We start from the raw sequence: 13,009 nt of genomic DNA, 5'->3' as shown, positions 1-13,009 counted from the left end.
CTTCGGCGGCATCGGCCGCAGGCGCGGCAGGCACGGCAGGAATCGCCAGGCCACTCCAGTCGTCGGGGCGCAGTGGCGGCGCGTCGGCGTACCGGCCGTCCGCCAGCTCGGGCGGCGGCAGCACGCGCTGCTTGAAATTGGCGTCGGCGTAGTAGCGCAGCTTCCGGGCCTTGATCGGCGCCATGCTGGACACCATCACTACGGCATCGTCCGGCGGAAGCTGCATCACCTCGCCCGGCGTCAGCAGCGGGCGGGCCGTCTCCTGGCGCGACACCATGAGGTGGCCCAGCCACGGCGCGAGCCGGTGGCCCGCGTAGTTGCGTTGCGCGCGCAGCTCGGTCGCAGTGCCCAGCGTCTCGGAAATGCGCTTGGCGGTGCGTTCGTCGTTGGTGGCGAACGTCACCCTGACGTGGCAGTTGTCGAGAATGGAATGGTTCTGTCCATACGCCTTGTCGATCTGGTTGAGTGACTGCGCGATGAGGAAGCTGCGGATGCCGTAGCCCGCCATGAAGGCCAAGGCTGTCTCGAAGAAGTCGAGCCGCCCCAGGGCCGGGAACTCGTCGAGCATCAGCAGCAGCTTGTGGCGGCGTTCGATGCCGTCGCTGCCGTCCAGCGATTCGGTGAGGCGTCGCCCGATCTGGTTGAGGATCAGGCGGATGAGCGGTTTGGTGCGCGATATGTCCGAAGGCGGCACCACCAGGTACAGCGACACCGGATGCTCGGCCGCGATCAGGTCGGCGATGCGCCAGTCACAGCGCGAGGTGACTTCGGCCACCGTGGGATCGCGGTACAGGCCGAGGAACGACATGGCGGTGCTTAACACGCCGGAACGCTCGTTGTCCGACTTGTTGAGCACTTCACGCGCCGCCGACGCGACTACCGGATGCGGCCCCTCGCCCAAGTGGGGCGTGGTCATCATTCGATGCAAGGTCAGCTCGAACGGGCTGGCCGGGTCGCTGAGGAAGTTGGCGACGCCGCGCAGCGTCTTGTCTTCGCCCGCGTAGAGCACATGCAGGATCGCGCCGACCAGCAGCGCGTGGCTGGTCTTTTCCCAATGGTTGCGCTTCTCCAGCGCGCCTTCGGGATCGACCAGAATGTCCGCGATGTTCTGCACGTCGCGCACTTCATGCGCGCCGCGCCGCACCTCCAGCAGCGGGTTGTAGGCCGCCGACTTCGCATCCGTGGGGTTGAACAGCAGGCAATGCGAGAAGCGCGAGCGCCAGCCTGCGGTGATCTGCCAGTTCTCGCCCTTGATGTCGTGGATGACGGCGGACGCGGGCCAAGAAAGCAGCGTCGGCACCACCAGGCCGACGCCCTTGCCCGAGCGCGTGGGTGCGAACGTCAGGACATGCTCTGGCCCCTCATGGCGCAGGTACTGGCGGTCGTGCTGGCCGAGGAACACGCCCTCTGGCTGCGTGAGGCCCGCCTTGCGAATGTCATGCGCGTTCGCCCAGCGGGCCGATCCGTAGGTCGTGACAAGGCGTGCCTGCCGCGAGCGCCAGACCGACATGGCAATGGCGACGGCCACGGCGACCATGCCACTGCTGCCAGCGATGGCTCCGCCGGTGTCGAAGATTTCCGGGGTATAGGCGCCGTAAGAAAACCACCACTCAAACAGCTTCCACGGGTGATAGATCGGCGTGCCAAGAAGATCGAACCAGGGCGAGCCAAGGCGTACTTGATAGCCAAGGGCTGCTGCTGTCCATTGTGTGGCACCCCACACTCCGGCGATCACGATGCCGAATACCACGGCGATCTGACCGAACAGCACGTTCGTCCCTTGCATGACCTGGCCTCCGATTTCTCCTGCGCCGATTCCTCATGGAAAAAGCGGCACAAGGACGTGCCGGAGGCGTCAGGATCGGTGCCGCGTCAGTGCCGGTCAAAGACCGTTTTAAGCAGAAAGATCGAGCAAAAAGAAAGAATTAGCGCGGTGGCGAGCCAACGAAAAACGTCGCAAGCGCAGGCGCGTTGCGGCGTGTCGGTCAGGAAATCCAATATTCGTGGCGAAGCGGCCACGATCAAAACTTAGGCGGCTCCTTCGGCGGTGTGTAGGGCGTTTCCCCGTCGCCATAGAACCGCTTGCGCGTGGCCTCGGCCACCCGGTTGCACAACACGTCGCCCAGCTTGGGGCGGTCGGTCTTGCACTGCTGGCGCAGTTCCTTGAGCCGTTCGGGGTTGGCCGCCAGCTCTTCCACTGTCGGGATGTTGGCTGCGGAACCGGCGGACTTCTGTGGCCCATCGGACTGGCCGCAGGCAGTCAACACGGCAACCAGCAAGAATGGGATGATCTTCTTCATGGCGTCAGTTCCTCCGGGTGATCGGGATTACGGCCTCGTATGGGCCTGGGGGTTTCCGGCTGTTCGATGGCCTGTGCGCGCTCAATAAACCGCGCCAACTCGTCGGACGGATCTCCGTCCAGCCGCAACAGATAGGTCGTGAGGGGCGACACGCGCGAAGCTAGCGGCCGGGCCACTACACCCGGCTCACGGCTGGCGGCAATGTGTGCACTGCCTGCTAGGCCGAGCGCAAAACCGGCCGAGACTAGGGCCATCATCAGGTCGGTGGACGAAACCCTCTCTGCAATCAGTGGCTCCACATCCGCACGGCGCAACACCCGTTCAACTTGCTTGGCATGGCCCTCACATGCCTGTGGATCGCACAGAACCAGTGGATAGCGAAGCAACTCATCCAAGGGGATGCGCTTGTGGGCCAGAAGCGGATGCCGAGCTGGCACGGCCACCATCAGCGCATCGCTCCATGCGGGCGTGGCGACGATACCGTCGCCCACTTCGTCGGATTGAGCAAACCCTACGTCATACAGATCGCTATGCAGCCCCTTGATCTGTTGCGATAGGGGCACCTCGAAGAACCGGATTTCGACCTCGGGTTCTTCCTGGCGGCAAAGTACGAGCAACGCAGAAAGGCGCGACGGCGTGATGCCGTCGGACAATGCCACGCGCAACTGGCCATGAAAACCGTTTGCTGCCGCTTTCACGCTATCGCGTGCCTGCTCCAAGGCGGAGAGCACGCGGCGCACGTGCTCCAGAAACAGCTCGCCCGCACGGGTCAGCCGAGTGCTGCGCGTGGTGCGGGCAAACAGCATCACGCCCAGTTCTTCTTCCAGTTCCTTGATGGCCCGTGACAGTGGAGACTGCTCGATGTGCAGCCGCTCGGCAGCGCGGGCGAAATGGAGTTCCTCAGCAACCGCAATGAAGCAGCGCAAGTGACGAAGTTCCATAGTCTTGTCCTTCCATGATCCATGTTGATTCGGGGGACGAGATGCACGCCTGCTGTAGCACCAGTCGAGCTGAGGCCAAATATTGAATAAACAATTATACATGTGTTCATATATTAGTCAAAGAAGCCTGCACCGTGCCGTGGTGATGTTCGATTGTGAGGAGATGAATGGTGCAAGCTGCACGAGGGCCAATGGGCATCGTGGAGGCCGCTTGCCAAAATAGTGCGAGCCCCACCGGGGCTCGCGAGATGCGGAAGGTGCTATGCCTTCAGGGGGAAAGCCCGAATCAGGCTGGGTTGATTTCCAGCGCGCCGCGGTTGATCTGGTCGCGCTCCATCGACTCGAACAAGGCACCGAAGTTACCTTCGCCGAAGCCCTCGCGGTAGTTGCCCTTGCGCTCGATGAACTCGAAGAACACCGGGCCGAGCAGCGGCTCGGAGAAGATCGGCCTCACGCTCACGGCCTACCTGAACGTGCGTCTCGAAAAGCACTCCGACTCGCACAAGCGCAATCCCATGGACGTGTTCCGCGCGTCGGTCCAGAAATGGCCGGAGGTCGTGGAATGCCATGCGCTGACCGGCGACATGGACTATCTGCTGCGGGTGGTCGTCAGGAACATGGCTCACTACTCTCGCTTCGTGCTCGACACGCTGCTCAAGCACCCCAGCGTGCAGGACTGCAAGACAAGCTTCGTGCTGGATCGGGTAAAGAGCACCACGGCCTTGCCCTATGAGCATTCGGCCGATTGGTGTAGCGGGGATGCAAATAGCGCTTGACCTTCCAACCGTGGCAAGGACCAGACTTCAAACACCCCAACCCGAAAGGAGTTTTCCATGCAATTCCATCTCGAAGACATGACCTGCGGCGGCTGCGCCCGCACCGTTACGAAAACGATCCAAACGATCGACCCCAACGCCAAGATCGTCACGGACCCGCCGACCCGCCGTGTCGAGGTCCAGACCTCGGCCTCGCAAGAGCAGATCGCCGCGGCCCTGAGCGAAGCTGGCTTCCCGCCGCGCGCGCAGTAACACCGCGTCGTGGCCGGCCTGCACACAGGACGGCCGATGCGAGCACGTGCGCTGCGCCGTACCTGGCGCGGCGCTCAGTGCATCCCAAGGTAGGCGACCTTGGCCCACATCCACAGGGCCATCGCCACCATCATCAGGTTCTCGGTCAGGGACACGAAGCCCAGCGGCACGTTGCTGTCCCCGCCCACACAGGCGCACTTGAGTTCCCGGCGATCGACATAGACCGCCTTGAAAACCGACACGGCCCCGACGGTCCCGATGAACAGCGCCAACGGAATCGACACCCACATCCCCACGCCCGCGACCATCAGGACGCCTGCGATGGCCTCCGCGAACGGGTAGAAATAGGCATACCGAACCCAGCGCTTGGCCAGCAGGTCGTAGTTGAGGAACATCGTCGCGAAGCCGTCCACGTCCTTGAGCTTCTGCAGCGCCAGGAGACACATGGCAAAGGCCACGAACCACTCTGCCGCCTGAATGCTCCAGAGCTGGCCGAAGGCCGCCCAGCTCGCCGCCAGCGCCATCGCGGCCGCCATGGCGAACAGCGCGATCACAGGGGTGTAGGTCACGGCGTTCTTGTCCTTCACGGACATGCCGAAGAATTTGCGCAGGTCGTCGTAGCCGCCCACGCGCCGCCCGTTTATGAAGACCTGGGGCGTGGTCTCGACGCCATGCTCCTTCTTGAACGCATCCGTCTGCTCGCGGCTCGCCAAGTGTTTGTCCTCGACCTCGTAGCCCTTGCGGTTGAGCAGATCGAGCGACTTCAGCCCGTAGGGGCAGGTATGGCCGGGCATGACCATCCGGTAGAGCGTGGCTTGTTTGGGCGCAGACATGCTGGACTTCTCCTGTGGGACTTTTCATGGGCCGGCCGCAGCGCCGACTATCACGGATTGAAGGACTTTGACGACATTTCCAGCCTAACCGGCGGTGGTGCAAGGGGGTGTAGGCATCTGGCTCCCGGGGCGGTCGTCAGGCTGCAACGCCGTCAGTCCTCCGTCTGCCAGAGCAACCCCGCCGCAGGCCGGCGCGCCCGCGGCGGCACGCTGGGTCCTAGTGGTTCTCCTTGGCATGGTTGATCGTGTACTTCGGGATCTCGACGGTCAGGTCCTCGTTCGCCACGATGGCCTGGCAGCTCAGGCGCGATTGCGCCTCTAGCCCCCAGGCCCGGTCAAGCAGGTCGTCCTCGCACTCCTCGACCTCGTTGAGGGAATCGAATCCCTTGCGCACGATGCAGTGGCAGGTCGTGCAGGCACAGCTCATGTCGCAGGCATGTTCGATCTCGATGCCGTTGTCTAGCAGCGCCTCGCAGATCGAGGTGCCGACCGGCACGTTCAGCTCGGCGCCCTCGGGCGCCAGTTCAGGATGGGGCAAGACGGTGATCTTGGGCATGGTCTCTCCCGGCTGCTCAGTGCGCACGCGGCTTCTTTGCCGCTGCGTTGCCACTTGCACGCCGTGGCACGGCGCCGGTGCGCGCTTCGGGCTCGTCGTCGCTGGTATCGAGTTGCTCCAGCGTGTGCAGGATCGGGCAGTCGGGCCATTCGTCGCCGGCGCAGCACCGGATCAGCGCCTTGAGCGTCTCGGCCATCTCCAACATGCTCGCGATGCGCCGGTCCAGCTCGGAGATGTGCTGCTGCGCCAGGCGCTTGACGTCGGCACTCCGGCGCGACTTGTCGTTCCACAGTCCCAGCAGGTCCGTGATCTCGGCCACCGAGAAGCCGAGGTCGCGCGCACGCCGGATGAAGTGCAGCCGGTGTACGTCGTCCTGGCTATAGGCGCGGTAGCCCGAATCGTTCCGGTCGGCCGGGGGAATCAAGCCGATCTGCTCGTAGTAGCGGATCATCTTGGCCGAGACCTTCGAGGCCTTGGATGCTTCACCGATGTTCATGGTGTTCCTCCTTTCTCAATGAGCGGTATCCGCCGCCAGCGGCGGCTGGAAGCGGCGCAGGCGCAGCGCGTTGCCGAGCACGAACACGCTGGACAGCGCCATCGCTCCGGCCGCGAAGATCGGCGACAGCAGCACACCGTATGCGGGGTATAGGACGCCAGCGGCCACCGGGATCAGGGCCGTGTTGTAGCCAAACGCCCAGAACAGGTTCTGGCGGATGTTGCCGATGGTGGCCTTGGACAGCGCGATGGCGTTGGGCACACCCTGCAGGTTGCCGGACATCAGCACCACGTCGGCCGACTCCACCGCCACGTCGGTGCCGGTGCCGATCGCCAGGCCCACGTCGGCCTCGGCCAGCGCCGGCGCATCGTTGATGCCGTCACCCACGTAGGCGATCTGGCCGTGGGTGGCCTTTAAGCGGCGCACGGCTTCGACCTTGCCCTCGGGCAGCACTTCGGCCACCACCTCGTCGATGCCCAGTTGCTTGGCGATGGCCTGCGCGGTACGCGCGTTGTCGCCAGTGATCATCGCCACCTTCAGGCCGAGCTGGTGCAGCGCGGCAATGGCCGCGGGCGTGCTGGACTTGATCGGATCGGCCACCGCGATGATGGCGGCCAGTCGGCCGTCGATCGCGGCGTACAGCGGCGACTTGCCCTCATTGCCCAGGCGCTCGGCCGTGCGAGCGAAGCCGCTCACGTCCAACCCCAGCTCACGCATGAAGCGATCGGCACCGACCTCGACACGCGCGCCGTCCACGGTGGCGCGCACGCCCATGCCCGTGACCGAATCGAAGTCTGTCATCGTCGGCAGCGCGATGCCACCTTCCACGGCCGACTCGACGATGGCGCGTGCGATCGGATGCTCCGAGCGCGATTCGACAGAGGCGACCTTCGCCAGCACCTGGTTGCGGTCAAAGCCGTCGGCAATCTCCAGGTCGGTCAGGACCGGGCGGCCCTCGGTCAGCGTGCCGGTCTTGTCCACGGCCACCACCTTGGCGTCCTTGAGCAGTTGCAGGGCTTCACCCTTGCGGAACAGTACGCCCATCTCGGCGCCCCGGCCCGTGCCGACCATGATGGAGGTCGGCGTCGCCAGACCCATGGCGCACGGGCAGGCAATGATCAGCACCGCCACGGCATTGACCAGCGCGAAGGACAGCGCGGGCGACGGGCCGAACACCAGCCAGACCAGGAAGGTCAGCACGGCGGCCAGCATGACGGCGGGCACGAACCACAGTGTCACCTTGTCCACCACGGCCTGGATCGGCAGCTTGGAACCTTGCGCCTGCTCGACCATGCGGATGATCTGCGCCAGCATGGTCTGACCGCCCACGGCGGTGGCACGCAGCGTCAGCGCACCCTTCTGGTTGACGGTGCCGCCGACCACGGTGCTGCCTTCCGCCTTTTCGACGGGAATCGGCTCGCCGGTGATCATCGACTCGTCCACGAAGCTGCGGCCCTCGGTCACTTCACCATCGACCGGCACGCGCTCGCCGGGGCGCACTTCCACGATGTCGCCCTGCGCCACGTCGTTGATCGGGATGTCCACGATGCGGCCGTCGCGCAGCACGTGCGCCTCCTTGGCCTGCAGGCCGACCAGGCGCTTGATGGCCTCGGAGGTGCGGCCCTTGGCCCGTGCCTCAAGAAAGCGGCCCAGCAGGATCAGCGCCACGATGACGGCGGCCGCCTCGTAGTACACGTTCACCGTGCCGGCCGGCAGCAGACTGGGCGCGAATGTGGCGACCATCGAATAGCCGAAGGCTGCGGCCGTGCCGACCGCGACCAGCGAGTTCATGTCGGGACCCAGGCGGAACAGCGCCGGGAAGCCCTTCTCGTAGAAGCGCCAGCCCGGAATGGCGAGCACCAGCAGGGTCAGCACGAACTGCAGATACCAACTCTGCTGGATGCCGATGGTGGAAGCCACCCACTCATGCATGCCGGGAATCATGTGCGAGCCCATTTCGAGCACGAACACAGGCAGCGCCAGCACGGCGGCCAGGGTCAGGTCGCGCTTGAGTTCGGCGCGCTCGGCGTCCTTCTTCTCGGCGGCTTCCTCGTCGGCCTGCGCGCCGGTATCCACCGGGTTGGCCTCGTAGCCGACCTTCTCGATGGCCGCGATCAGGTCCGCCACGGCGGCCACGCCGCGCACGGTGGCACGCTCGGTCGCGAGGTTGACCGTGGCCTCGGTGACGCCGGGCACGGCCTTGAGTGCCTTCTCGACGCGGCCCACGCAGGAGGCGCAGGTCATGCCCTCGACCGCCAGTTCGACGGTGCCAGCCGGCACGTCGTAGCCGACCTTCTCGACCGCCTGGATCAACGCGATGCGATCGACAGGACTGGCCAGGCGGATGTCCGCCCGCTCGGTGGCGAGATTGACGGACACGCTGTCCACGCCCGGCACCTTGGCCAGGGCGGCCTCGACTCGGCCGACGCAGCTCGCGCAGGTCATGCCCTCGATGGGTAGGCTGATCGCTGCTGCGGTGGCACGAGCATCACTCGTTATTGGCATGCTCATGGTTGTTTCCCATAGTTGATATTCGACATGGGGGAGCTTAGGGTTTACCATCGTGGGAAGGTCAAGCGCTTTTTTCGGGTACTGTCAGGTTTCAGAAATGGCCCGGCGCACGGGGGAAACGAGGGGCCTTGGTCGCCAGGCTCGCCCTGGTCCCGGGCTGTGCGCGCGCTCAAGCGGTCGCAGCCTCGTTGATCCTGAAGGGCACGAACAGCCGTTCGAGGGTAGGAATTTTTGAGAGATGACTCCACGCAAACCAGCCAGTGCCCCACCGAAGGGCCCAAGCACCGATCTGGCCTCCCTGTCACAGAATGACGTGACCATCCTGGCCGAGACTTTCCGGCTCCTGGGCGATCCGTCGCGGCTCAAGGTCATGCTGTGCTGCATGAAGGGGTCCACGTCGGTAAGCGACATCGCGGAAGCCGTCGAACTCTCGCAGTCGTTGGTCAGCCATCACCTTCGACTGTTGCGTGGAGCCCGTCTGGTCAAGGGCGCGCGCCAGTCCAAGCAGATCTTCTATGAGGTAGCGGACAAGCACGTGAGCCAGGTGCTGCTGGACATGGCCATCCACATCGTTGAGGACAACAGCGACGACTAGCCTTGGTGCGAAACAGCCCTTACCGCGTCCCGTGAGGCCTATCCTTTCGGCCAGATCCGGTGCAAGTCATCCACGACCAGCACGTGATGGTGCCCGCCTTGGTTCGCGTGCTGACGCAAGTGGGGGTGATCCGCCGACAGGTTCGGATGGTCATGGGCCAAGTCCGGCGGGTCGCTGGCCGGCCACAGCCGAAGCGCCAGCGCCACGCCAGCTAGGCCGATCAAGGACATGACGACGAACGTCGATTGCAGCCCCATGGCCGCGCCGAAGCGTCCGGCCAGCGGGTAGCAGATGAGCCAGCAGGCGTGCGACAGCGCGAAGTGGGCCGCGAAGATCGCTGGACGGTCCTCGGCGTGGGCCGAGCGGCGCAGAAGACGGCCGGATGGCGTCTGCGCCACGCTGTAGCCAAAGCCGATCACCAGCCACAGCGGCAGCAACAGCGCATAGCTCGGCAGCAGTGCGCCGATCGCCGTGCCCACGACGAGGACAGCGGCGCCGGTGAGCATCGCGGGTCGGTCGGCTACTTTCTCCAGTAGGGACGGCAAGACGAAGGCGGCCACCATCGAGCCGCCTCCGAACGCCGCCAGTGCCCACGCCACCTCGACTTCGCCCAGGCCGAAACGCGCCTTCACGAGCACCACCGTGTTCACGATCACCATCGCGCCGGCCGCCGAGACGGCCAGGCTGATCGCCAGCAGGCCCCGCAGGCGAGGCGTGGCGAGGTAGATGCGCGTGCCGCGCGTCGTTCGCTCCCAGATGCCGCGGCGCGGGCCGGGGACGGACGTGGGCAACCGCACGCTGACCACGAGAGCGGCTGAAACGAGGAAACCGAGCACCGTTCCCGCGAACAGGTTGTGAAAGCTGATGACGGTCAGCAGCGCGGCGGCCAGCATCGGGGAAATCAGGCTTTCCAGGTCGTAGGCCAGCCGGGACAGCGACAGCGCCTTCGTGTAGTCCTCTTCGTCGGGAAGGATGTCCGGGATGGTGGCCTGGAAGGTCGGCGTGAAGCCGGCGGATGCCGCCTGCAGAACGAAGATCAGCAGGTAGATCTGCCAGACCTCGGTGACGAAGGGCAGGCACAGCGCGACGGCCGCTCGCACGAGGTCCAGCGCCACGAGCAGCGAGCGCCGCGGGAGCCGGTCGGCGAAGGCCTGCGCGACCGGCGCGACCCCCGCGTAGGCCAGCATCTTGATGGCCAGCGCCGTCCCGAGCACCGCGCCTGCATCCGCGCCGGCCAGCTCGTAGGCCAGCAGGCCGAGCGCCACCGTCATCAGGCCGGTGCCGACGAGCGCGATCACCTGGGCGGTGAACAGGTGGCGGTAGGTGCGGTTATTCAGGACGGAGAGCATCGGACGGCCTCAGAGCAGTTTGGTCAGCGCCTTCATTTCGGTCAGAACGGAGTCCTCGTCATGGGACAGGCAGTGGTCGATGTGGTCGTGGATCAGGACGCGCTTGGCCGCCGTCACCGCGCTTTCCACCGCCGCGAGCTGGCGGGCGATGTCGAGGCAGGTTTCTCCCCCTTCGATCATCCCGATGACGTGCCGCAGATGCCCCTCGGCGCGCTTGAGCCGCTTCACCAGGTCGGGATGGGTGGTGTGCTTATGCATGTCTTCCATGCTGAAATCATATCCCCCCAGGGGGGATACTGCCACTGGATGTTAGATCAACGGCTGCTTGCCAGGCGGGGGGAATGGTCGCCGAGCCAGGCTAAGGCAATTGCCCGGAGCGGCATCCCGGCCGTGGTGAGACGCGAACACAAATGTGTACAACAATTCACATGAAAACATGTTCATGTGTTATATTTTGAGCCACAGTCAAAGACCCAGTTTCCCGAGGCCCCATGTCCCAATCCCACGCACATGACCATGGTCACGATCACGACCATGATCATGACCACACCCCGACCGTGACCAGCGCCAACGAGCGCAAGGTCCTGCTGTCCTTTTTCCTGATCTTCGGCTTCATGGTCGTGGAGGCCGTCGGAGGCGTGCTGTCGGGCTCGCTGGCCTTGCTGGCCGACGCGGGCCACATGCTGACCGACGCCGCGGCGCTCGCACTGGCCTACGCAGCATTCCGGTTCGGCCGCCGCGCGGCCGACAGCAAGCGCACCTTCGGCTACCTGCGCTTCGAGGTCATCGCCGGTTTCCTGAACGCCGTGACCCTGTTCGCGATCGTCGCTTGGATCGCCTACGAGGCGTGGGAGCGGCTGCAGGCGCCGCCCGTGATCCTGGCCGGCCCGATGATGATCGTCGCCGTGCTCGGCCTGCTGGTGAACGTGCTCGTGCTGTGGATCATGACCCGCGGAGAGACCGATCACGTCAACGTGAAGGGGGCCATCCTGCACGTGATGGGCGACCTGCTCGGCTCGGTCGGCGCCATCGTCGCTGCGATCGTCATCTACCTCACGGGCTGGACGCCGATCGATCCCATCCTGTCGGTCCTGGTCGCGGCGCTGATCCTGCGCAGCGCATGGAAGCTGCTCGCCAAGTCGATCCACATCCTGCTGGAAGGCGCGCCGGAGGATGCTTCGCCGGAGAAGGTGGAGCAAGGCCTGATGGGCGCCGTGCCGGGCCTGGCGGCCGTCAGCCACGTTCACGTGTGGCAGCTCACCTCCGGGCGCACGATGGCCACGCTGCACGTTCGCCCCAACGTGGACGAGGAAGCACGCGCCGTGGTCAAGCGCGTCGAAGCGGTGCTTCGAGAGCAATTCAGCATCGAACACGCCACGGTCGGGATCGACTGGAACTCGGGCACCGACGAGAACGTCTGCAGCTTGCAGCCCACGTCGGAGCGTCAGGACCACAGCGGCCACGATCACAGCGGTCATGACCACAGCGGGCACGACCACAGCGGCCATGATCATGGCAATCACAAGCATGGCGGCGGGCACAGCCACGGCCATGACCACGACCATTCCGCTCCTGGTCACAGGCATTGAGGCCGCGCGAGCCGGCTCGCACTCCACTTGAGGATTTGCATCCATGACGTCCCGCAAAACCACCAGCGCCGACACCGCGCAATGCTCGACCACCAGCCACGACGCGGCGACCGATGCCCTCGCAATGTCGCAAAGTGACGTCGCTGTTCTGGCCGAGACCTTCCGCCTGCTGGGCGACCAATCGCGATTGAAGATCCTGCTGCAGTGCATGCATGGCTCGGTCGCCGTGGGGGACATCGCCGAAGCGCTCGACCTGTCGCAGTCTCTGGTCAGCCATCACCTGCGGCTGCTGCGCGGTGCGCGCCTCGTGCGCGGCGAACGCCAAGCCAAGCACATCTTCTACAGCATCGCGGACCAGCACGTCAGCCAGGTGCTGCAGGACATGGCGGTCCACATTTCCGAGGACAAAGCCGACGACTGACCAGGCCCAAGCACCCAGGCGAATGGCAGGTTGCGAGGCGCCGGTACCCACGCCGCCGGTTAGCCTCAAGGACGTCCTCGATGCGGCCTGGGCGCAACACCCTGAATCGCGGGCCCTGCCTGGGCGCCGGGATGCCGCGCAGGCACAGCAATGGGCGGCGGCAGCTTGGACGCCTGAGCCTCCCGCGCTCGCAATCACCCACAAGACCGACCGGTTCAACCGCACAACGGCACTCGTGAGCTGGATGTCGGAGTGGCCACAGCGACGACGCGGGGTTTTCCCACCACCTTGTCCATGCAGCCTGCCCGCTAGGGCAACCCAAAGGGCTTGACCTTGCCTTCGTTGTAACGCCTAGCCTCCACACAAATTTCTGCAGAGCGCTTCGGAAGG

General features: G+C 65.1%; 14 protein-coding genes and 2 pseudogenes. 6 read left to right on the top strand and 10 right to left on the bottom strand.

Features of this window, described 5'->3' with window-relative positions; all coding sequences use genetic code 11:
- Nucleotides 1-1,786 (bottom strand): conjugal transfer protein TraG (locus SJH88_RS04005; protein WP_274753656.1); only part of this gene is annotated, 1,786 nt, incomplete at its 3' end.
- Here SJH88_RS04005 and SJH88_RS04000 point away from each other — a divergent pair.
- Nucleotides 1,781-2,032, top strand: coding sequence for a hypothetical protein (locus SJH88_RS04000; protein ID WP_124014400.1), 252 nt, complete (start codon nt 1,781-1,783; stop codon nt 2,030-2,032). The genes SJH88_RS04005 and SJH88_RS04000 overlap by 6 nt on opposite strands.
- Here the strand turns inward: SJH88_RS04000 and SJH88_RS03995 are convergent.
- The 3 genes and pseudogenes from SJH88_RS03995 to SJH88_RS03985 all read right to left on the bottom strand — a co-directional run.
- Nucleotides 2,022-2,300: an EexN family lipoprotein gene (locus SJH88_RS03995; protein WP_008786748.1), complete on the bottom strand. Its 279-nt coding sequence runs from the start codon at nt 2,298-2,300 to the stop codon at nt 2,022-2,024. The genes SJH88_RS04000 and SJH88_RS03995 overlap by 11 nt on opposite strands.
- Complete coding sequence (locus SJH88_RS03990) at nt 2,297-3,241, bottom strand: LysR family transcriptional regulator (RefSeq protein ID WP_008786747.1); 945 nt, start codon at nt 3,239-3,241, stop codon at nt 2,297-2,299. Before SJH88_RS03990 ends, SJH88_RS03995 begins: the two co-directional genes overlap by 4 nt.
- Nucleotides 3,242-3,527: 286 nt before the next feature.
- A pseudogene (locus SJH88_RS03985) lies at nt 3,528-3,686 on the bottom strand (4-hydroxyphenylpyruvate dioxygenase); the annotation flags it as partial.
- Here SJH88_RS03985 and SJH88_RS03980 point away from each other — a divergent pair.
- A pseudogene (locus SJH88_RS03980) lies at nt 3,679-4,017 on the top strand (Lrp/AsnC family transcriptional regulator); the annotation flags it as partial. The pseudogenes SJH88_RS03985 and SJH88_RS03980 overlap by 8 nt on opposite strands.
- A 57-nt stretch (nt 4,018-4,074) precedes the next feature.
- Nucleotides 4,075-4,269, top strand: a complete 195-nt coding sequence (locus tag SJH88_RS03975) for a heavy-metal-associated domain-containing protein (protein WP_003821167.1) — start codon at nt 4,075-4,077, stop codon at nt 4,267-4,269.
- Nucleotides 4,270-4,343: 74 nt separating this feature from the next.
- Here the strand turns inward: SJH88_RS03975 and SJH88_RS03970 are convergent, their stop codons facing one another.
- The 4 genes from SJH88_RS03970 to SJH88_RS03955 form a co-directional block, all read right to left on the bottom strand.
- Nucleotides 4,344-5,102 carry a MauE/DoxX family redox-associated membrane protein gene (locus SJH88_RS03970; RefSeq protein ID WP_008786745.1) on the bottom strand — a complete coding sequence of 253 codons (759 nt, stop codon included), beginning with the start codon at nt 5,100-5,102 and terminating at the stop codon, nt 4,344-4,346.
- A gap of 217 nt (nt 5,103-5,319) precedes the next feature.
- Nucleotides 5,320-5,658, bottom strand: a complete 339-nt coding sequence (gene fdx / locus SJH88_RS03965; protein WP_008786744.1) for an ISC system 2Fe-2S type ferredoxin — start codon at nt 5,656-5,658, stop codon at nt 5,320-5,322.
- A gap of 16 nt (nt 5,659-5,674) precedes the next feature.
- On the bottom strand, nt 5,675-6,154 hold the full coding sequence (cueR, locus tag SJH88_RS03960; protein ID WP_021162749.1) for a Cu(I)-responsive transcriptional regulator: 480 nt from the start codon (nt 6,152-6,154) through the stop codon (nt 5,675-5,677).
- Nucleotides 6,155-6,169: 15 nt separating this feature from the next.
- On the bottom strand, nt 6,170-8,665 hold the full coding sequence (locus tag SJH88_RS03955) for a heavy metal translocating P-type ATPase (protein ID WP_008786742.1): 2,496 nt from the start codon (nt 8,663-8,665) through the stop codon (nt 6,170-6,172).
- Nucleotides 8,666-8,978: 313 nt separating this feature from the next.
- On the opposite strand from SJH88_RS03955, the gene SJH88_RS03950 reads away from it, so the two are divergent.
- Nucleotides 8,979-9,260 carry an ArsR/SmtB family transcription factor gene (locus tag SJH88_RS03950; protein ID WP_019396552.1) on the top strand — a complete coding sequence of 94 codons (282 nt, stop codon included), beginning with the start codon at nt 8,979-8,981 and terminating at the stop codon, nt 9,258-9,260.
- A 38-nt stretch (nt 9,261-9,298) separates the two neighbouring features.
- Here the strand turns inward: SJH88_RS03950 and SJH88_RS03945 are convergent, their stop codons facing one another.
- Entirely contained in the window at nt 9,299-10,609 is a 1,311-nt protein-coding gene (locus SJH88_RS03945; protein ID WP_021162751.1) for an MFS transporter, read from the bottom strand.
- 9 nt (nt 10,610-10,618) lie between these two features.
- Entirely contained in the window at nt 10,619-10,876 is a 258-nt protein-coding gene (locus tag SJH88_RS03940) for a metal-sensing transcriptional repressor (protein WP_019396551.1), read from the bottom strand.
- Between the two features lie 224 nt (nt 10,877-11,100).
- Between SJH88_RS03940 and SJH88_RS03935 the strand changes: the two genes are divergently transcribed.
- Entirely contained in the window at nt 11,101-12,198 is a 1,098-nt protein-coding gene (locus SJH88_RS03935; protein WP_008786738.1) for a cation diffusion facilitator family transporter, read from the top strand.
- A 43-nt stretch (nt 12,199-12,241) separates the two neighbouring features.
- Nucleotides 12,242-12,619 (top strand): ArsR/SmtB family transcription factor, encoded by a 378-nt coding sequence (locus SJH88_RS03930; RefSeq protein ID WP_008786737.1) that lies wholly within the window; start codon nt 12,242-12,244, stop codon nt 12,617-12,619.
- Nucleotides 12,620-13,009: the final 390 nt, after the last annotated feature.

Source organism: Comamonas sp. GCA5, assembly GCF_036541385.1.
Classification (GTDB): Bacteria; Pseudomonadota; Gammaproteobacteria; order Burkholderiales; family Burkholderiaceae_C; genus Comamonas; species Comamonas aquatica.
Note: the sequence above shows the minus strand (reverse complement) of the source record. Positions and strands in the feature narration are given on the sequence as shown.